This is a genomic window from Aquisalinus flavus, from assembly GCF_014640095.1.
Classification (GTDB): domain Bacteria; phylum Pseudomonadota; class Alphaproteobacteria; order Caulobacterales; family Parvularculaceae; genus Aquisalinus; species Aquisalinus flavus.
Genome location: NZ_BMGH01000001.1, coordinates 443,276 through 463,075, shown reverse-complemented (window position 1 = coordinate 463,075; position 19,800 = coordinate 443,276). Strand labels below are relative to the sequence as shown.

At 62.5% G+C, this 19,800-nt stretch carries 18 protein-coding genes and 1 tRNA gene; 10 read left to right on the top strand and 9 right to left on the bottom strand.

The window, feature by feature from the left end:
- Positions 1-214 precede the first annotated feature (214 nt).
- Entirely contained in the window at positions 215-2,392 is a 2,178-nt protein-coding gene (locus IEV88_RS02155) for a hybrid sensor histidine kinase/response regulator (protein WP_188159647.1), read from the top strand.
- Between the two features lie 97 nt (positions 2,393-2,489).
- Here the strand turns inward: IEV88_RS02155 and IEV88_RS02150 are convergent, their stop codons facing one another.
- Both IEV88_RS02150 and IEV88_RS02145 read right to left on the bottom strand, forming a co-directional pair.
- Entirely contained in the window at positions 2,490-3,365 is an 876-nt protein-coding gene (locus IEV88_RS02150; protein ID WP_188159646.1) for a hypothetical protein, read from the bottom strand.
- 2 nt (positions 3,366-3,367) lie between these two features.
- The gene (locus IEV88_RS02145) at positions 3,368-3,907 is read right to left on the bottom strand and encodes a PadR family transcriptional regulator (RefSeq protein WP_188159645.1); all 540 of its coding nucleotides are present in this window, start codon (positions 3,905-3,907) and stop codon (positions 3,368-3,370) included.
- A gap of 126 nt (positions 3,908-4,033) precedes the next feature.
- Between IEV88_RS02145 and IEV88_RS02140 the strand changes: the two genes are divergently transcribed.
- The gene (locus IEV88_RS02140) at positions 4,034-5,047 is read left to right on the top strand and encodes a DMT family transporter (protein WP_188159644.1); all 1,014 of its coding nucleotides are present in this window, start codon (positions 4,034-4,036) and stop codon (positions 5,045-5,047) included.
- Here IEV88_RS02140 and IEV88_RS02135 read toward each other — a convergent pair.
- The gene (locus tag IEV88_RS02135; RefSeq protein WP_188159643.1) at positions 5,020-5,850 is read right to left on the bottom strand and encodes a PhzF family phenazine biosynthesis protein; all 831 of its coding nucleotides are present in this window, start codon (positions 5,848-5,850) and stop codon (positions 5,020-5,022) included. The genes IEV88_RS02140 and IEV88_RS02135 overlap by 28 nt on opposite strands.
- A 176-nt stretch (positions 5,851-6,026) precedes the next feature.
- Between IEV88_RS02135 and IEV88_RS02130 the strand changes: the two genes are divergently transcribed.
- On the top strand, positions 6,027-6,767 hold the full coding sequence (locus IEV88_RS02130; protein ID WP_188159642.1) for a TVP38/TMEM64 family protein: 741 nt from the start codon (positions 6,027-6,029) through the stop codon (positions 6,765-6,767).
- A 4-nt stretch (positions 6,768-6,771) separates the two neighbouring features.
- Here the strand turns inward: IEV88_RS02130 and IEV88_RS02125 are convergent, their stop codons facing one another.
- Positions 6,772-8,208 (bottom strand): glycoside hydrolase family 53 protein, encoded by a 1,437-nt coding sequence (locus IEV88_RS02125; RefSeq protein WP_188159641.1) that lies wholly within the window; start codon positions 8,206-8,208, stop codon positions 6,772-6,774.
- Between the two features lie 148 nt (positions 8,209-8,356).
- Here IEV88_RS02125 and IEV88_RS02120 point away from each other — a divergent pair, with 148 nt between their 5' ends.
- The gene (locus tag IEV88_RS02120) at positions 8,357-9,022 is read left to right on the top strand and encodes a hypothetical protein (protein WP_188159640.1); all 666 of its coding nucleotides are present in this window, start codon (positions 8,357-8,359) and stop codon (positions 9,020-9,022) included.
- Between the two features lie 96 nt (positions 9,023-9,118).
- Here IEV88_RS02120 and IEV88_RS02115 read toward each other — a convergent pair.
- Positions 9,119-9,203 (bottom strand) — tRNA-Leu (locus IEV88_RS02115).
- Positions 9,204-9,335: 132 nt separating this feature from the next.
- On the opposite strand from IEV88_RS02115, the gene IEV88_RS02110 reads away from it, so the two are divergent.
- The 3 genes from IEV88_RS02110 (at position 9,336) to IEV88_RS02100 (ending at position 11,306) form a co-directional block, all read left to right on the top strand.
- A complete protein-coding gene (locus tag IEV88_RS02110) occupies positions 9,336-10,049 on the top strand; it encodes an exopolysaccharide biosynthesis protein (protein WP_206711318.1) in 714 nt (237 codons plus the stop codon).
- 88 nt (positions 10,050-10,137) lie between these two features.
- Complete coding sequence (locus IEV88_RS02105; protein WP_188159639.1) at positions 10,138-10,695, top strand: disulfide bond formation protein B; 558 nt, start codon at positions 10,138-10,140, stop codon at positions 10,693-10,695.
- 5 nt (positions 10,696-10,700) lie between these two features.
- Positions 10,701-11,306: a demethoxyubiquinone hydroxylase family protein gene (locus IEV88_RS02100; protein WP_188159638.1), complete on the top strand. Its 606-nt coding sequence runs from the start codon at positions 10,701-10,703 to the stop codon at positions 11,304-11,306.
- A gap of 27 nt (positions 11,307-11,333) precedes the next feature.
- On the opposite strand, the gene IEV88_RS02095 is transcribed toward IEV88_RS02100, so the two are convergent.
- On the bottom strand, positions 11,334-12,896 hold the full coding sequence (locus tag IEV88_RS02095; protein ID WP_188159637.1) for a hypothetical protein: 1,563 nt from the start codon (positions 12,894-12,896) through the stop codon (positions 11,334-11,336).
- Between the two features lie 152 nt (positions 12,897-13,048).
- On the opposite strand from IEV88_RS02095, the gene IEV88_RS02090 reads away from it, so the two are divergent.
- From IEV88_RS02090 to IEV88_RS02080, 3 genes are all read left to right on the top strand, one after another.
- The gene (locus tag IEV88_RS02090) at positions 13,049-13,777 is read left to right on the top strand and encodes an RDD family protein (RefSeq protein ID WP_188159636.1); all 729 of its coding nucleotides are present in this window, start codon (positions 13,049-13,051) and stop codon (positions 13,775-13,777) included.
- A gap of 138 nt (positions 13,778-13,915) precedes the next feature.
- On the top strand, positions 13,916-15,793 hold the full coding sequence (locus IEV88_RS02085) for a M2 family metallopeptidase (RefSeq protein WP_188159635.1): 1,878 nt from the start codon (positions 13,916-13,918) through the stop codon (positions 15,791-15,793).
- A 111-nt stretch (positions 15,794-15,904) separates the two neighbouring features.
- The gene (locus IEV88_RS02080) at positions 15,905-16,255 is read left to right on the top strand and encodes a hypothetical protein (protein ID WP_188159634.1); all 351 of its coding nucleotides are present in this window, start codon (positions 15,905-15,907) and stop codon (positions 16,253-16,255) included.
- Here the strand turns inward: IEV88_RS02080 and IEV88_RS02075 are convergent.
- The 3 genes from IEV88_RS02075 to IEV88_RS02065 form a co-directional block, all read right to left on the bottom strand.
- The gene (locus IEV88_RS02075) at positions 16,228-16,794 is read right to left on the bottom strand and encodes an HNH endonuclease (protein ID WP_188159633.1); all 567 of its coding nucleotides are present in this window, start codon (positions 16,792-16,794) and stop codon (positions 16,228-16,230) included. The genes IEV88_RS02080 and IEV88_RS02075 overlap by 28 nt on opposite strands.
- Before the next feature lie 367 nt (positions 16,795-17,161).
- Positions 17,162-17,365: a cold-shock protein gene (locus IEV88_RS02070; protein ID WP_188159632.1), complete on the bottom strand. Its 204-nt coding sequence runs from the start codon at positions 17,363-17,365 to the stop codon at positions 17,162-17,164.
- Positions 17,366-17,589: 224 nt separating this feature from the next.
- A complete protein-coding gene (locus IEV88_RS02065; RefSeq protein ID WP_188159631.1) occupies positions 17,590-19,794 on the bottom strand; it encodes a hypothetical protein in 2,205 nt (734 codons plus the stop codon).
- Positions 19,795-19,800 lie beyond the last annotated feature (6 nt).

Sequence of the window (19,800 nt, the reverse complement as noted above, 5' to 3'; positions counted from 1 at the left end):
ACAGACAGGACGCGCCGCGTTGGGGCGGCGTGGCCCGCGCGGAACATGGCAGGTGTCACGACAGAGTCAAATGAAGTTTCTGCCCGCGGGGCGAATATTTCCTGACAGATTGTTTCAACCCGCCCTGCCTGCGCCAACCGCAGTAAAATTACGATGATTTCAAATTCCTTAAAGGTTTTGCGGCAAGGTGCGGCCAGCTTCGGGATAAATCATCGTGCCCTTCAAGAGTACCCAGAACCATTTTGCACAGGCCAAGAGAACGACTGGCCCCCTATGGGCTGGCGATACCTTGCCCGGTACGGCAGCGCACCGGGCCTTCTTTGTTCTTTCCGGCCTGTTTGCGATCATGATCGCCTTATACGCCATGGCGGCGCTGGCGCTGTTTCCCACCGTCCGTGTCGGCGTTTTCGTGGCCCTCGCGATCAGCGTGATCTTCGGGCTTCTCGCCGTGACCTCGCGTCGCGCCGCATCCCTGAAACCGCACGCGCTTGCCTTCATCATCACGGCGATCATTGGCGCTACTTTCGGCGCCTATATAAATGGCGGCATCGACGGCTATCTCGCGCCGCTGCTGATCGTTGCGCCGATCGCCGCGGGCTATTTCGTCGGCCTGAGGGCCACGGTCGTGTGCGGACTGGTGGCAATCGCGCTTGCCGTCGGGCTTGTTGTCCTCGATCTGAACGGGCTGATCATCGAGTCTCCGCATAATGAACGAATGCTGACGATTGCATCGGGCGTGGTCGTGATCAGCACGATCATGCTGGGCATGGCCTGCATTGTCTCCTTTGCGATCCATATTCGCGAGGACGCCGCTTGCCTGCGCGAGAGCAGCGCCAGGCTGACAGCCTTCGCGCGCAGCGCGCCGATCGCGATCGCCATGTTCGATCGCGACCTGCGCTATCTGGAAGTCAGCGACCGTTGGCTCAATGACTATGGCCTTCAGCGCGACGCCATTATCGGCGAGAGCCATTACGACGTCTTCCCCGAAATCCCGCAAAGCTGGAAGGACGTCCACGCCCGCTGCCTCGCCGGGGCGACGGAACGGTCCGATGCCGACCGCTTCGAACGCGCGGACGGGACGGTCCGCTGGATGATGTGGGAGGTCAAGCCGTGGCACGACCTGGACGGGGATGTCGCCGGGCTGGTCATGATCACGCGGGACATCTCCGCGCGCATGGAAGAACAGGCCGAGCTGGAAGCGGCGCGCGAAACTGCCCACCGGGTCTCGGCGCTGAAATCAGCCTTCATCGCCAACCTGTCCCACGAGATCCGTACACCGCTCAATGGCATGATGGGCATCGCGCAGTCCATGGCCGATGACACGCTGACAGACGAGCAAAGAAACAAGGCCGAAATCATCCACGATACCGGCAAGATGATGCTGACCCTGCTCAACGACGTTCTGGACATGTCGAAACTCGAAGCCGACAAGATGGAACTGAACCCGACCAGCAACGATCTCAAAGCGGTCATCGGCCATTCGCTCGATCTCTTCCGTCCTGCCGCGGCGCAGAAGGGCCTGGGGCTGAACGCTTTGCATGACGAGGCGGTGCCGGCAAGCCTGGTATTCGACCAGATTCGCGTGGGCCAGTGCCTCAACAACCTCTTGTCCAACGCCGTGAAATTCACCGACAGCGGACAAGTAGAAGTAAGGGCACGCTATGAGCCGCTGGATGAGACCGGGGCCGGCATGATCGTGATCGATGTCAGCGATACAGGCATCGGGATCGAAGCACAGGCCGGGGATATCCTCTTCGCCGACTACACGCAGGCGGACTCCAGTATCGCGTCCGCCTATGGCGGCACCGGGCTCGGCCTGTCGCTCAGCCGAAAGCTCGCGCACCTGATGGGCGGCGACCTGACGCTGCACAGTTCCTCGCCGGAAGGCTCGACGTTCAGGTTGCAGTTTGAGGCGCATATCGCCGATGCCACATCGATATCGCAGAGCCGGGTTTTCGATAATGCCGCCCTTCGCCGCCTCAAGGGGGCGACCATTCTGATAGCGGATGACGTCCAGTCGAACAGGATGGTGGCAGACCTGTTCCTGCAGCCGCATGGGGTGAGCGTGCTTCATGCCGCGAACGGTCAGGACGTTCTCGACATTCTGGAGACCAATGACGTCGACCTCGTCCTGCTCGACCTGCAAATGCCGGTTCTCGACGGTACCGAGACGATCAACCGGATCAGGGCCAATACGCGCCGGTGGGCGAGCCTGCCGGTCATCGCGCTGACGGGTGAAACGGCGGTGCAGGATCGCGCGACCTATCTGCGCATGGGGCTGACCGATGTGATCCTGAAACCGCTCGACAAGACCCAGTTCCTGAAAACGGTCAGCACACATCTCCAGCAAGTCAACACGATACGCAAGCTGCCAACGGTGCAAACACGCTAGATCAGCCTGCGGTCAAATGGAATCATTTGAACACTAAAGGCTGATCTACTCCAATGATGGAGAGCATCTTCATGCGCCCGGCCGGGCGTACGATACTCTAGCTGCGCGTTTGCCCTCCGGGCCGCAGAAGCAGATGGGCCAGACCAGCCATGACGATCGCGGTGATGGCAAGCTCGATGAAATGCAGCACACGCACCACCTCGGGCATGAAGCCGTTCGGCACGGCCAGCGGCATGGCGTGATAGGCAAAGTAGAGGGCGACGATGGTCAGGCTCAAGCGCAGCCGGGGGCCACGGCCATGGCGATAGACCAGAACGGCGACAGCGGCCCAGAACAGACCGCGCACCAGCTGCACGGGGAATATCCAGGCACTGGTTGCGGCGACATCGGCCATATGCGTGAAGAATGGCAGCAGCTCTCCGCCCTCGTAATAGGCGCGGGCCTCGTCATTCACCCAGACGACGACATAGCCGACGCCGTAATAGACGGCGATATGGAGGATGGCGATGAGCAGGACCGGGAGAAGGACCGTGCCGATCGAGGCGAGCCCCGCCTCGCCCTGCCCCTTGCGCGGGAACAGGAGGCTCGCCCACAGCGCCCCGGCGATACCGGTGAGGGCTGTCACGGCAACGATGCGCCAGCCGAGTTCGGAGCGGAACCAGTCGAAATAGACAAAAGAGTCGATCTGCGTCAGGACGGTTCCGGTCGTCACCGCGATCGCGGCGGCGAGGAGGAAGGCCTGCAGGCGGCCCAGCGACAGGTGATGCATCAGCGCCATCAGCGCGATGCCCTGTGCGGCGACCATCAACAGCATGCCGGCAAGCTGGGTGCCGGGGTCCGCAGGCTCGCCCGTCGCCGGCAGGTCACCGGCGACACCGGCCATCAAGACGCCGCCCAGGACCATGAGCGTTGCAGCCTGCGCCAGAACAAAGCCGAGAAGACGCAGGCCGGTAAAGATGAAAGTCCGCAGCATGATCATTTTCCTTTCGAGAGGGTTTGCCTGGCAAGCGCGCACCAGTCCGCCGCCGCGCGGTATTGCAACAGCCCTGCTTCCACCGCGAGAAGGTCGTGGCTGGTGAGCGTGTCGCGCATCCGCTCGCGGCTTGCCGCCAGCGCGTCGATGGCCCGAGTGATGGCTTTTTCCAGCCGGTTGAGAAACGCCATCTGCTGGCGTCTGGTCAGGAGATCGCCGGTGAAGGTGAATTTCAGCATCTGTCCGGACAAGTCGATGCCGCCGGCTTTGACGAGCAAAGGCGCCAGCAGCCAGGCCTTCAAGGCCGCCTTGCCGTCGGGGGTTATCGCAAGCGCGTCGCCACGCCCGCTGGTGCCGTCGCCCGAAACGGCGACAAGGCCGCTCTGCCGCAGCTTTTTCAACGCCGGATAGATCGCGCCGGGACTCGACGAATAGCCGCCAAGGGGCGTGGTCTCGAACACTTGCATCATTTCATATCCGGTTAGCGGCGTGCGATTGAGCAGTCCAAGCAGGGCGTAATTCAACGGCGTAAGCGTCTTCATATTACGCATCGTAATATATAGTAGGATGCGTAGCAATAGGCCCGGATCACAGCGCACAGGGGGCGATCCTCCGGCGGACAGGCCGGCTCTATTGCCAAGAAACGCGGAAAGGCCTAGGGGCGGGCCATGAGCGATATCGCCGAGCCCACCGACCAGCACACACCGGCGGCACCCGCCCGACCGGCGGACCCGTCCTTGCGCGACTGGCTGCTGCTCGGCGTGCTGACGCTGATCGGCGGGGCATCCTTTGCCGGGATCAAGCTGGCGGTTGCCACCGCCTTGCCCGGCACGGTCTCCGCCGGCCGGCTGTGGGCGGCGGCGCTGTTCCTGCTCGCCTATGCCTATGCCACCGGGCGGCGCCTGCCCGCCTTCATCCGGCGGCAGGAGGGCAGCGGAAAAGGCTGGACCGTCTCGACCGAGTGGCGATTCATGATGGCGGGCGGCGTGATCGGCTACGCCATCCCCTTTACCCTGTTCCCGTTCGCCCAGCAGACCGTCTCGTCCATGCTTGCCGGTATCTACATGGCGTTCATGCCGCTGGTCACGATCATCCTTGCCCGGATATTCGCTGACGAGGAACTGACAGTGCGCAAGGTAACCGGCTTTGTCCTCGGGACAACGGGCGTGATCTTCCTGATCGGTCCGGCCGCCATTGCCAATATCTTGTCCGCTGACGTGATCGCGCAAGGGGCCATGATCCTCGCTGTTGTCTGCTATGCGATCTATGCCGTGCTGACCCGGCGGGCGCCGGAGATGCAGGCACGCAGCTTCGCCGCAGGGGTGATGCTCTCTTCTGCCGTTGCCGCAACGCCCTTCGCCCTTGTCTCGGGCCAGGACTGGAGCGCGGTCAGCGCCCTGTCATGGCTGGCGATCCTGTTCCTCGGCCTGTTCCCGTCGGCGATCGCGGCGATCCTGATCATCACGCTGATCCGCAAGGCGGGCGCGGGTTTCATGGCGCTGACAAATTATGCAACGCCGGTCGTCGCCATCATCATCGGCATGAGCGCTTTCGGCGAGCCGCTGAAGCCGACATTCATCGCCGGACTGGTCGCGATCCTGATCGGGCTCGCCATCGCGCGGACGAAACAGATTACGTTCGGCGCGCGCGGCCTTCAGAGGCTGATCCGGCCACGCAGATAGGTCACCGCATCGCCGGAGAGGATGACGCGGTCGCCCTCGACACGGCACTTGACGATGCCGCCGCGCGGCGATGCCTGAAAGGCTTGCAGGTCATCGCGCCCCAGCCTGCCCGCCCAATATGGCGCGGTCAGACAATGGGCAGACCCGGTGACCGGGTCTTCGTTGATGCCGACGCCGGGCGCAAAGAAGCGCGAGATGAAGTCGTACCCCCCGCCGCCCTCCTTCCTGTCGCCGGGCGCGGTGACGCAGACGCAATTCTCCGCCGCCCCGCGCCCGCGTTCGGTGCGCACCTTGTCGAGCAGCAGCATGTTGGGGTTCAGCCCGCGCACGGTCTCGGCGTCTTCATAGACAACGAGAATATACTGCCCGGCGAGGATTTCCGCCGGATCGTCGCCGAGCGCCTCGATCAGAAAGCTCGGGACATTCTTCAGCGGACGGGCCTCGTCGGCCGGGAAATCCATCGCATAGCCATTGCCCTGGCGGCTGACCATGAGCGGCCCGCTCATCGTATCGAAGGTGATCGTCTCTGCCGCCTCACCCAATTCCGTATAAAGAATATGGGCTGTCGCCAGCGTCGCATGGCCGCACAAAGGCACTTCAGAGCCCGGCGTGAACCAGCGCAGATCGTATTGGCCATTCCCCTTTGAGATCATGTAGGCCGTCTCGGCGAGGTTGTTCTCCATGGCGATGGCCTGCAGTGTCTCGTCCGGCAGCCATTCGGTCAGCGGCATCACCCCCGCCGGATTGCCGGCAAAGATTTTATCCGTAAACGCATCAACCTGATAGAAATCATACTCGGTCATTTCGGCACTCCCGTCACTCTTGCGGGCTTTTACACGGTGATCGCGGCTTTGTGTAGGCCATTGCGAGCCATTTGGCCCGATCACGGCAGCTTTCACGCGAATGCGATTGTCTCGCGCCGTCATGCCCGTGATAGGCCGGGTGTCATCGGGACTCGCCGTACAGGAAAATCGCCCCTATGACTGACATCGACATGACATCGACACCCGACAATGACGCTGGCCAAAGCGGCGCAGCGAAATGGCTCAAAGTGGCCGGCGGCCTTCTCGTCGTCGCTGCGCTCGCTGCTGCATGGGCGCTGCTGCCGCTGGGCGCGTGGCTGGAAGCGCTGCGCGCCTGGGTCGATGGTCTCGGCCTCTGGGGCTATGTCGCCTTCGCGCTGATCTATGCCATCGCCACGATCCTGCTGGCGCCCGGCTCGCCGCTGACGATTGCCGCCGGGATTGCCTTCGGGCTGACCGGTTTCTTCCCGGTGATGGTCGGCGCCACGCTCGGTGCTTGTGGCGGGTTCCTTGTCTCGCGCTACATCGCCCGCGGCTGGGTCGAGAAACGCACCGCCAATAGCCGGCTTTTCGCGGCGATCGACCGGGCGATCAAGGCTGAGGGCTGGAAGATCGTCGGGCTGATGCGCCTGTCGCCGCTGGTGCCGTTCAATTTGCAGAACTATTTCTTCGGCGTGACGCAGGTGAAATTCTCCGCCTATGCCCTCGCGACCTTTTTCGGGATCATGCCGGGCGCGCTTCTTTACGTGTGGATCGCCTCGGTCGGTGCTGCTGCCGGCAGTGGCGAGGAAACCGGTCCGGCGAAATGGGCGCTTCTGGGGGTGGGGCTGGTCGCCACGCTGGCGGTGACGATCATCGTCTCGCGCAAGGCCCAGAAGGAACTGAGGCGCACCGGGCTGGAGTCTGAAGAACTCTAGGGACTTAGGGAAAAATACTCACAGCGACCCCGTGTTTCCCAAGCGTCCCGTCACCAACAACAAACTCAGCCGGTTGATCAGTCATGTCTGATCCCATGATTATGGGGTCGGTTAAGTCCGGTGACTTGAATAATCGATACTTGATGGCCTCCCCTGCTGGCAGCCTTGCCTCATAACGATAGCCGCCATTTTCAGGCTCCAGCGCGACGGTGAAATCCTTCCCCTCGAAAAAGCTCGCCCAGAAATAGAGCGGGGGCATATCGCCATGCTGATAGTCAGTCGGTGGCGCAAAGACAAATGTCACCTGTACCGGCTGCTCATACTCATGGGTGAAGAAATCAAAGCCCGAATGGGCATTGGTCCCCCCGTACTCGAAGAAGGCGTTGTTCTCCCAGTGGGAACCGTCGCCCCAGCGGGTCGAGCACCCATTGGCGACCCAGGCCGGCTCCCAGTAGACGACGCCGGATCCATCATTCGAGATGACGGTCTGGGTCAGCTCGGTCAAGAAGGCCCTTTGCCCGTCCAGCGTCGCCGGATAGGCCGGGATGAGCGAGTCCTCGTTGAGGATATTCGGCGCGGCATCGTCCGCCTCCAGGGTCCATGGATAGGCTGTCTCGACGACGATGACCTCCTTGCCATATTTGTGGCGCAGGCGGCGCAGGGTCTGGCCCATCTCCTCCATGCCGAGGCTCGACCATTTCGGGTAATAGCTCATGCCGATATAGTCGAAATCGAGAATGCCCGCGGCGAACGCATCGTCGAACCAGGTCTCGAGATGTTCCGGCTGGGCGACATGCAGCATGATTGCGGGCATGTGGCCGGTAAGCTTGCCGGCTTCGCGCACGCCCCTGATGCCGGCATTCAGCAGCATCACGTTCCGCGTCCAGTTGACGGGGGTGTCTTCCGGCACGTTGGCGGGCAGCAGAATTTCAGTATTCGTTTCATTGCCGACCTGCACCATGTCGGGCGAAAGGCCCTCCTCGCGCAGCTCGATCAATGTATCGCGGGTATAGGCGAAAAGCGCTTCGGCCAGCGCCTCATCGGTCTCGATATCGGCCCAGGCGGCGGGGATGATCTGGTCACCCGGATCGGCCCAGTCATCGGAATAATGGAAGTCGAGCAGCACCTGCATGCCGGACGCCTTCGCCCGGGCGATAGAGCGCTTGACGTCATCGAGGGTTGAATAGTCCGTCCACTGCGGGTCATGCCACAGACGCAGGCGGACGAGATTGTTGCCTTCATCGGCGAAAATCTCGTAGACGTCCCTCACCTCTGCGTCCTGCCGGAAGACAGCGCCGCAATCATCCATCTCGTTGGCATAGGACAGGTCAGAGCCGAGATAGAAAGTCCGCGCGGCGGGCGTATCGTTCTGTTCAGCAACGGCAGACACGCTCACCAGGCCCGTCACTATCGCCGGCATGAGAAATTGCAAAAATGTCATGTCTGATGTCTCCAGCTCTCCTCTAGGATATAGAGAAAACGGGAAAGAGGGACAGCATATGGTCGGCATATCATCGGCGCAGAAGAGATCGCGGGCAGTTGCTACTGCCATCGCAGGTTTTGCGGGGTTGCTTGCAACGACCCCTTCCATGGCACAGACAACCGGCGGTGTATTCGGGCCTGTCGTCAATGAGGGGCACAGATCAGCGCAGTACCGGTTCGGGCTGGTGCCCGATTCGAACGGCAGCGATGATTCCATCGCCCACCGCCTTCACTATCAGAAGGCTATCAATCGCTCGACGATAGGGCGCATCGTGGCGCAGGCCAATGACCGGCCGGGCGGCGGCCTCGATTTCGATTACCTGCAGGGCCAGCTTTTCTGGCAGGTAACGCCCGATGAACGCACTTGGCAGAGCGGGTTCCGGTTCGATGCGCGCTGGCGCGACGACAACCGGCCCGGTCAGCTCGGTGCGAACTGGACCAACCAGATCAAGCTGTCGGATGGCTGGTCGACCCGCTTTCTGGTGATGAGCGCCGTCGATGTCGGCGAGGACGCGAAAGACGGTATATATCTCCAGACCCGCGCCAATATCGCCCGCAAATTCGCCGGCGGCGCACAAGCGGGCGTGGAAATTTTCAACAATTATGGGACTACGGAGGGTTTAGGCTCCTTCGAGGACCAGAGCCACCAGATCGGCCCTTTCGCATCCTTGCCCGTCAACAAGGAATGGTCGGTGGTTGGCAGCGTGTTATTGGGTATGTCGGATGCCGCGAGCGATACGGATCTGCGCCTGTGGGTAGGCCGGGAGTTTTAGGCTCTCAAAAGACCAGCTCGGCTCCTGCCGGAGCATCATTTGACTTCAAAAACGTCACTGGCGTTTTTGATCTGCCTTCGGCAGACCGTCAAATGATGGTGCCCCTGGCCCGACTCGAACGGGCACTTCCGAAGAAACGAGATTTTGAGTCACGCGCGTCTACCAATTCCGCCACAGGGGCAAGCCAATAGCGAACAGGTTTTCTGGCGGGTTCAGGGGCAAACGTCAAGCAGCCGCTTTGCAGCACAAACGGATTGCTTTATGAGAAGTCCCTCACCAGCCACAAGGACCGGCCGCAAGGCCCACGCCGCCCATGACCGACCTTCACGCCAGCCCCGTTGGTGCCACGCAGCGCCTAAAGGCGATTCTCGACATGCTCGCCAGCGAGGCGATGGCAGCGGCCCCTGCCCCGCCCTCGGCGACGGAGGATATTTCCGGCGCCAGTGCCCAGACCGGTGAGAGCGACACGACCAAGGGCCCGAAGGCGACGCTGGGCCAGTTGATCGATGCGCTGGACGAGCGCGCCTATGGCCTGATGCTGCTGTTGCTGGCGATCCCGTGCTGCCTGCCCTTCGTCTATATCCTGCCGCAGATCGTCGCCCTGCCGATGCTGGCGCTGTCGGCGCAGCTGGCGCTGGGCCGCGAGGCACCATGGCTGCCGCGCCGGCTCGCCAACCGGCAATTCGAGATCGTCAGCATGCGGGGCACGGTGGAACGGGCCGAGCGCTATCTCGGCTGGATCGAGCGGCTGTCCCATGCCCGGCTCCGGGCGATCTCCGACGGGATCGGCGGGCGCATCGTCGGCGCGCTTTTGCTGATCCCCTGCGCCTCGATCCTCGTGCCGTTGCCGCTGACCAATACCACGCCCGGCATCGGTGTTGCCGTGGCCGCGCTCGGCCTGATCGAGCGCGACGGGCTGCTGATCATCCTCGGCCTTGCCATCGGGATCATCTGGGTGTTCCTGCTGGTCTTTCTGGGGGCCGAAGCGATCAGCTTTGCCAAGGACTGGCTGCTGAACCTGTTCTAGGGGCCTTTCCGAACCATCGCCGGAGTCTCGCACTTACCTGTGACGAAAGGCTCCTAGGCAGGGCCGGAAATTTGGCTAGACTGACCCCATGGACAAGCGTTTGACGAAGCTCTTGACGCCCTATGGCGCTGCCGGCGTTGCCGCGACGGGCAGTCTGTTGCTGCTGGCTGGCGCCCATGCGTTCGAGCGCTTCGGCAAGCTGGCCCCGTGCATGCTCTGCCTCGACCAGCGCGAGGCCCACTGGACGGCGCTCGCCGCCGCGCTGATCACGCTGGCTATCTGGCGCTTCTTCAAGGCGAGCCGCGCGGTTGCCGCCAGTCTTGGCGTCACCGCCCTCATCTATGCTTTCAGCGCCGTTCTCGCCGCCTATCACGCCGGGGTGGAGTGGAAATTCTGGCCGGGCCCGGCGACCTGTTCCGGCGGGGCAATGATCAATTCGCCGGAGGAATTGTTCGCCCAGCTGGAAAGCGGCGCGCCGATGGTTTCCTGCTCCGACGCGGCGTGGCGGTTCCTCGGCATATCCATGGCCGGGTACAATGCGCTGTTCTCCCTGGCGCTGGCGGGGCTGACGGCCTGGGCGACGGTGCGCATGGTCCGCGCCCTGCGCGACGAACGCTTTGCGCTGACGCCATCTGCGACTAGATAGATATCATGACCGATGACACCCCTACCGGCGAAACGCTTATTGACGAGACGCCGCCCGCCAACAGCCCGCATCTGAACCGGCCCGGCCCGCGCGCCGCGCGCATCCGCGAGATGCTGCGCGTCGACCATGCGGGGGAATATGGCGCGGTGCAGATCTACAAGGGCCAGCGCGCGGTATTCGACAAGCTGCCGCACAAGGCGCGCATCGCCGGGCTGCTGAAGGAGATGGAAGAAGGCGAATATGAGCATCTGCACGCCTTTGACAGGCTGCTGATGGAGCACAGATCGCGCCCGACGATCTTTGCGCCGGTGTGGGATGTTGCCGGGTTTGCGCTCGGCGCGGGCACGGCCCTGATGGGCGAGAAGGCCGCCATGGCCTGTACCAGCGCCGTGGAAGAAGTGATCGAGCAACATTATAAGGCGCAGGCGGAAGAAGTCGGCGATACCGACCCGGAAATGCGCGACCGCTTTCTGAAATTCCGCGCCGACGAGATCGGCCACAAGGATACCGCCCTCGCCGAAGGGGCCGAGGAGACACCCGGCTATGGCCTGCTCAAAGGCGTGATCCAGGCCGGATGTCATCTCGCGATCCGGGTCTCGGAAAAGCTATAGATCAGCCGAGGCCGGCGCCATTGGCGGTTATCGAGCCATCTTTACACTGACGGTACCGTCGAGCTGTTTCTCGCTGTAAGCGAGGCCGAGCCTGACGGCAAGTTCGCTGCCGCGCTTGCGGTAGCGCGCAGGCAACAGGAAGGCCGCCGGCCCGGTGCCGGAAAAGCCGAGCCTCAGGGATGGCATCAAGATGCCTTCGACCAGCGTCAGGACCGCCTTGTCGTCGATTCTGACCGCCCGGCGTGGCAGAATGAAGAATGGCGAGTAGCTGAATACAAGCGCACCGGACTGGGCATCGGCAACCAGCCGCCCGGCCGTGCGCCGCGGCAGTTCCCGCAGCCCCTGGCCGGAAAATGCCCGGTCCCAGCGGCGCGCGCCATTGCCGGCCCCCAGACGGAAAGGCAGGAAATCGGCGGCATTCATGACACCGAAGGACATGAGGCGAAATGCCCACGGGAAAAGCCACAGCGCAAAGGCAAAAACCACAAGCCCGGCGATCAACGCAATGACAGGCGCGAGAACGGCCAGGGCCATCAGGCCGATGATCAGGCCACCGCGCACGCTTCGTAGCAGACTGTCAAACAGGGGGATCGGCGCCAGCATGACCAGACCACCGATGAACCCGGCCGAGACCCACATGACAAGCGTGGCGAACAACCCGCCGGCAGCCAGCAGGAAGTTGAGCCAGAAGCGCCCTCCGGCCCCCGGCTCTGCCAGCCGGGTGATGTCAGGTGATTGTGCCTGTGGCATCTTTTGCGGCGACGCCTTGACCACGGAATAGCCGCCGCCGGCGCGGGCGCCCACCAGCGACAGGGACTGCCCGGCCGGGCCCGCCTCCAGTGACGCCGTGATCGCGGGCATCGTCGAGGGGCCGACGCGCATGCCGCTCTGGGCGGTTGACACATCCAGCAAACCGCCACTCGCCGTCGCGGTGAAAAGAGTCGCGATCGTCGGTATCGTGATCACGGCAAGGGCGACCTTCAGGATCTGCTCCAGGCCGTCGATCGGCGCCTTGAGCATGGGGACCCAGCCGAGCAGGAGATCCTTGAACAGGACCAGCAGGGCGGCTGCGCACAAGGCGTAGAAAATTTCGTTCTTCATGAACCATGGCAGGCCTTCATCCTCGAGAATCCATCCGCACCGGGCACGCTTGACGACGTTGACCGCGAGGAAACCGAACATCGGCGACGCCGACAGCCCGAGCGTGCCGGCGAGGCTCTGGCCCAGGGCCTCGGAGCGGGCAATGTCAGCACCGCCGACGGCACTATCGCATTCGATCAGGTCCCGTCCGGTGATCAGCCCGCCCGCAAGCGCGGCCAGCGACGGATCAAGGCCGAGCCCGTCCACCACATCCTGCGTGATCATATCCGGCAAGCTCTGCTGATAGGAAACGCGTTGCAGCGGTGATTCCGCCGCTGCCGCGGACAGCGCCGCGCTTGGCGCAAGGCTCTGGAGAGCGGTGTGCTGGGCTCGGGTGACAACCAGGGCGATCATCGCCGCCACGGCCAGGAATGCCAGCAGGAGCACCACCATGCGGAGCACACCGGAACTGCCGGGCGCCTTTATTTGTGACACTTTTGTCAAATACATGATTGACCCTCCCCTGCCTGCGACCATTGTTGACCAATATTCGCCCGGCTTTCAATAAGGAAAACTGATCACGTCTTGCGTTGACATGTTGCCAGCCTGGGGAAACCGACCTAGTTTTGATGCAACGAGCGGATCGCATGGGGAGAGAAGTGATGTCCGAATCCTTGCAGCAAGTTGCTGATCAGCAAGGGAATGTCCGCTACGGCTATGGCGGGTTCTGGTGGCGAGCTCTCGCCTTCCTCATCGATTTCATCATCGTCACGATTGCAACGAGTATCGGCTCGGTCCTGTTTCTGATCGTGCCGATCCTGTTGCCACTGGCGCCGCTGATCATTGATGCCGCCTATTCCATCTTCATGGAGAGTTCTCCGACGCAGGGCACTGTCGGCAAGATGATTTGCAGGCTGAAGGTCGCCGACATGGGCGGGCAGCGTATTTCGGTGGGCAAGGCCGCCTTGCGCTATATCAGCAAATGGCTGTCGACCATTCTTCTGTTCATCGGCTTCCTGCTTGTGTTCTTCAACAAGAGAAAACAGGCCCTGCACGACATGATGGCAGGCACCGTCGTTCTGCGCGTGCAGGAGGACAGGACCTTCGCCGACCCGATTGCCGGATATCATGCGCAGCAGACGCAAGCGCGCGCCTATCAGCCTTCGCCAAATCCGGCTCCGCCAACGGCTCAGGCATCGGCGCCCGCAGCCATTGCGGTCCCGCCGCAGCCGCAGCAAGTGGCCGGTAGCACGCCGCAACAGCGGGCGCCGAGCGAGGATCCGGCAGGGCCGACGCCGGGCAATCATCCGCCTGAAGACGGTATCGCGCCGCAAGACGATCCCGCGCGCCAGGATCCATCGCCTGATGCCGGTCCCTCGAGGCCGGCATAATACCGGCTGGTTCAGGTCCCTCGTTACCGCGTCTTCTGCACCGGGCTTTTGCGCCGGTCAGCATATCGTGCTAGATTCGCGCGACATTCTGCGGGTCGGCATTCGGCCACCGCTGAAAAGCCATTCAGAGGACAGTCCATGATTTCAGGAAACAAGACACTGTACAAAGCACTGGCCGGGGTATCCGTGCTGGCGCTGATCGCCTGTTCCGAACCGGCGGTCGAGGATGATACGACGACTGACGCCGCCGAAACAGCGACCGAAGAAACGCGCGAAGCTGCTGGCGAACCGACCGTCGAAGAAGCCGAAGCCTTCGTCGCCGATGCTGAAGCGAAGCTGGCCGAGATGTCGGAGCGCGCCTCGGTCATCGCCTGGACCTATTCGACCGATATCACGCCCGAGCATGAGCAGGCCTATGCCGATATCGACGCGGCCTCGACCAAACTGTCGGTCGATCTCGCCAATGGCACGAAGCGCTTCCAGGATCTCGACCTGCCGCCGGTCCTGCAGCGCAAGATGAACATCCTGCGCGGCGGCATCACGATCCCCGCGCCGTCGCGCGATGGCGCGGCGCAGGAACTGGCGCAGCTGAACACCGCCCTGTCCTCTGCCTATTCCACCGGCAAGATCCAGTTCGAGGGTGAGACCGTGCCTCAGGCCGAAACGGAACTCCTGATGCGCAACCTGACCGATCCGGCCAAGCTGGAAGAGGTGTGGACCAAATGGCGCGAGCAGGCCAAGCCGTCGCGCGATGAATATGCGCAGATGGTCGAACTGGCCAATGCCGGCGCCCGCGAGCTCGGCTTTGACGATGTCGGCCAGATGTGGCGCTCGGGCTATGACATGGACGCCGATGCCTTCGCGGCGGAGGTCGACCGGCTGTGGGGCCAGGTCCGTCCGCTCTATGAAAACCTGCAATGCCATGTGAAATACAAGCTGAACGAGGAATATGGCGACGAGATCGTGCCGCTCGACCAGCCGATCCGCGCCGATCTGCTCGGCAATATGTGGGCCCAGCAATGGGGCTCGACCTATCCCCGCGTGAAACCCGAGACGCCGGCGACCATGACGTCGATCGATCTCGACGCCCTGCTGGTCGAGGCCGATTACACGCCGGTCTCGATGACCGAAACGGCGGAGGAATTCTTCACCTCGCTCGGCTTCGCACCACTGCCGGAGACATTCTGGGAGCGCTCGCAATTCGTCCAGCCCGAAGACAGGGAAGTGGTCTGCCACGCGTCGGCCTGGGACCTCGACAACCGCGAAGACCTGCGCATCAAGATGTGCATGACGGTGGGTGCGGAAGATTTCCGTACGGTCCATCACGAGCTGGGGCACAATTTCTATCAGCGCGCCTATATGGACCAGCCGCACCTGTTCAAGAACGGCGCCAATGACGGCTTCCACGAAGCGATCGGCGACATGATCGCCCTGTCGATCACGCCGGAATACATGCAGCAGATCGGCCTGCTCGACGACGTTCCGGGCACGGAAGGTGACCTCGAGCTGCTGATGCAGCAGGCGCTCGAGAAAGTCGCCTTCCTGCCCTTCGGCCTGCTGGTCGACAAATGGCGCTGGCAGGTTTTCGCCGGCGAACTGACACCGGAAACCTATAACCAGGGCTGGTGGGATCTGCGCGAGGAATATCAGGGCATCCGCCCGCCGAACGAGCGCCCGGCCGATGCGTTCGACCCCGGCTCGAAATATCACGTGCCGAACAACGTGCCCTATATGCGTTATTTCCTCGCCCATATCCTGCAGTTCCAGTTCTACAAGGCCGCCTGCGACCAGGTCGGCTGGGAAGGCCCGCTGCACCGCTGTTCGTTCTATGGCTCCGAGGAAGTCGGCGAGCGTTTCAACGCGATGATGGAAATGGGCCAGTCGCAGCCCTGGCCCGACACGCTGGAAATGTTCACCGGTACGCGCGAGATGGATGGCTCCGCCGTCATCGCCTATTTCGCGCCGCTGAACGAATGGCTGGAAGAGCAGAACGCCGATCGTACTTGCGGCTGGTAATCACGCTGTAAAACAGACGCCGAGACAAGCCCCGCCGGACCGGCGGGGCTTTTTTCATGAACCGGGACCCTGCGCTGGTGTTCATGACCGGTCAGCCAGAACGGAATGCACATGACGGAAAGCCTGCTTGAATGGAGCGCGACGATTACCGGTATCTTTGCCGCGGTTACGGTGTCGCTGAATCTCGGTGCCCGGATCACCGGTCTCGGCTTCATCGTGTTTACCGTTTCATCGGTATGCTGGGTTGTCGTCGCCCTGTTGTCGAGCGAGACGCCGCTGGCGATCCAGAACGGCGTGCTGTTCGTGATCAATTGCGTCGGGATTTACCGCTACCTGATCTTCAAGCCTGCCGGAGAGGATGATGGCGATAACGGTCATGACGTCCAGCATGGCCATGTCGCAAAAATGGCGGCCGTCGACGAGAAAGAGGCCGCCTACGGCTCCAGTTCGACATCCCAGTAGAGATAATCCTGCCAGCTCTCGTGCAGATAGTTCGGCGGAAAGGCGCGGCCCTTTTCATTGAGCTCATACATGCTTGGCTGCCGCGGCGCATGATAGGGATGCATCTTCGCCTGTACCGGCATGCGACCGCCCTTTCTCAGGTTACAGGGCGAACAGGCGGCAACGATATTGCTCCATGTCGTCTTGCCGCCGCGCGAGCGCGGGATGACATGGTCGAAGGTCAGCATGTCGCGATTGGTATCACCGCAATACTGGCACGAGAAGGCATCGCGCAGGAACACGTTGAACCGGGTGAAGGCCGGCGTGCGGGCATGATTGACATATTGCCGAAGCGCGATGACCGAGGGCAGCTTCATCTCGAAATTCGGCGAGCGCACCGTCGTTTCATATTCGGCGACGACGTCGACGCGGTCGAGGAACACCGCTTTCAGGGAATCCTGCCATGACCATAGCGACAGCGGAAAATAGCTCAGCGGTCTGAAATCGGCGTTCAGGACCAGGGCGGGACAGCCATCAGGTGCATGCCGGATCACCTGCATCTCAGCGTCTCCCTTCCCTGTTAAAACCATGTCTTGTGGTGTCAGGGAAAGGTCTCCCGCTCGGTCCCAGGCTCAATCCCCGTACAGGGGGCCGGACGCAATGGCGGCGACGCAAACTGGTGTCAGTTGAATAGCTGAACCCGAGCACTCCTCTGATCTGAAGGGTGAATTTACCCTTCTAACCCTGCATTCGCAACCTAGCTGATTCTATGCGAAGGATTTTTGACAAAGTGAGCAAAAAGATGGGGTTATGCAAAATTGCCACAGCCGCCTGGCGGATACGGCCATGCCCGATGCTCCAGACAAAACAAAAGCGCGGAAGAATTCTCCCGCGCCTTGCTTGCGTTTCGTCTGGCAGACGGTCGGCTTAGTCGGCAATCAGATTGCCAGCGGCCTGACGGCCACGGTTTTCGATGAGGTCGTAAGAAACCTTCTGACCCTCTTTCAGGGTCTGCATGCCGGCTTGCTGAACGGCGGAGATGTGGACGAATACGTCCTTGCCACCATCAGACGGTTCGATGAAGCCGAAGCCTTTTTCGGTGTTAAACCATTTTACGGTTCCAGATGCCATTTGAAGTCTCCTCAAGACTGGGGCGGCGAGCCCGATTTCAAGTCGCAAAATTGTCTTGGGTCGTCTTCAAGTCTGGCCGGTAGAACTGGTCTTCTTGGCAGGCGTGGCCAAAACAACACGGGGGCTTATTCCCGATTTGCCCTTTTCCTATGACCGAAAAGGCCGAAGGCTGCAAGGGATTTCTTGTAAAGCTTGTGTGTCGCACAGAGCCGATCCTGCAATACTTACCGCGTGTTAACCCTGTTTCCCGCAGCCGGATAAGTAATCAGGAATTGCGGCCGGGTATAGATGCCAGCAGCGTTGGACGGATCGAACAGCCGGCTGTCGCGTTGGGTAACCGCCAGCGCCTCCGCCGCGTCGAGGCTGACGCGGGAGCGGGTGACGGCATGGGTCATGGCCAGCGCCGCATAGGCACTGACCACATAGCCCGTGCCATCATCGGGAAAATTGTTCAGATAGGCAGGGTCAACGCTGGTCAACGCCATTGCGCGCATCCACGATCCGACAGGGGACTGGGTGCCCGGCTCGTTCAGCATATGGGCATAGGCGGCCCCTGCCGAGGGCGAGGCGCCGGTCGCGAGGAAGCGCCCGGCCTGATAGTTTTCCGCCCATCGAACGAGGGCGGCAGCATCGGCTGAGCCGCGCAGCGCCTCATGCGCCAGGACCATCACCATGAAATCATTCTGCCATGGCGGCACGGCGCCAGCGATGGAATAGGATGTATCCTCGAACCAGCCCTCTGTCTCCCCGGCGGCATCGAGGAAGCCGCTGTCGATATATTTGCGCTTCATATGGGTGAGCGAGATGTCACGCGCCGTGCGAAAATAGCCCTTCATCGGGTCGCCATCCGGCAGCAGGAAGGCGGCGGCAGAAACATCGCGCAAGGCCCAGGCGCGGCCGCGCAATTGCAATTCCTCGCCGACCATCGGCTCGCCGGGAGCGTTGACATTGCGCAGATCCGGCCAGATCGCGGCGATGACCCAGGCTGCCTCGTGGGCCAGCTCGCGGGCAAAATAGGCGTCGCCCGTTGCGAGATACGCGGTGTAGGTCATCAACGGCTTGTGGGCGGTGTCGAGCGACCAGCCGCCATCGGAGCCCATGAAATAAGCCGACGGGATCCGGTCATCGCCGCGCCATTCCTCGGTGCCGCGATCCTCGGCCCAGAACCATGGACGGCCTTCGACCTTGACCGGCAGGCCGGTCGCATCTTCCGCGTAATGCCACGGGATTGCCCCGGCCCGGCCCGCCATGGCGAGCATCAGCTGTTCGGCCCTGGCGCTCTGGCTCTTCAGCCACATCACGTCCCAGGCGGGCAGCGGGCCGATATCGGCGCGCCCGCCGGTCGATGGCATGTAAGGCTCAAGCAGGCCGGGCGTGAGCACATCCGTATCCTGAGCGAGGGCGGCGAGGTCCGCCGCGATCTTCGTCTCGGCGACGCCATAGCCGAGATCGAACGGCATGACCGCGCCCGCCGCGATCAGATAGGCGGGGTCCTGCTCGACCCGCCAGCCGGATCGCGCGGTGGTCTCGATCACCGTCGACCAGTTCGACCCGCGATAATGCTCGATATCGTCATACCGCGCGATGACCTGATCGCCATCATGGACAATGACCGTGTACGTCATGTCGCGCATGCCCGGGGCGAAGGTCTTGTGGTTCTCGAAGGTCAGCCGCGTGCGCGCCGCGCCGCCAGCATAGACGCGATGATCTGCGCGGACGCTCAGCAAGGGGCCGATCTGCTTGGTATGGCTTTGCTCACGCGCGAACGGCCCGGACAGCCAGGACGTGCCGCGCTGGGCGGACAGCGACAGGAGGTCGAGTTGGCCGGCGAACTCGCTGCGATCGGCGCGGCGCCCGACAATGCTGACGGTGAGCTGGCTGCGGTCGCTGGCGCTGTGCGGTGTGGCAGGCCCCGCAGGCACGCGCAGCAGCATCGCCTTGTGGCGGCCCCGGTCGAGGCCAGTGAGGTCGGCGGTCAGGACGGCGTGGCGCACCGAGCCATCGCCATGGGCCGCCTTCACATCGGCCTGCACCGGGAAAAGCCGGTCGCCGACGCGAATGGCGAGATGGTCGCCGGGGATCATGTCGCCTGCCGTGAAGACCTGGCCGAAGGTGAGATAGGGCAGATCGGCGTCGCGTGCCGTGCGATCGAGATTGAGGCCGGTAATCTCCCCTGCCCGCTGCGGCTTCAGGAAGTCGGGTGTCTTGAGGATGCGGCCCGCGGACGGCACGGCCTGTTCCGGCTGCGGGCGCAAGGACTGGGCGCCGTCGACCTGTTGCAGCTCGACGCCCTGCGCCTGCAGGCGTTCGACGGCGCGGCGCTGTTCGGGGGTGAGACCGGAGAGATCCTGCGCCGCGATGGGGGCAATGAGCAATCCTGTCAGAAGCAGGCAGGTGCCGAAAAGGCCGGTCAAGCGGATGCGCATCATCCCGCG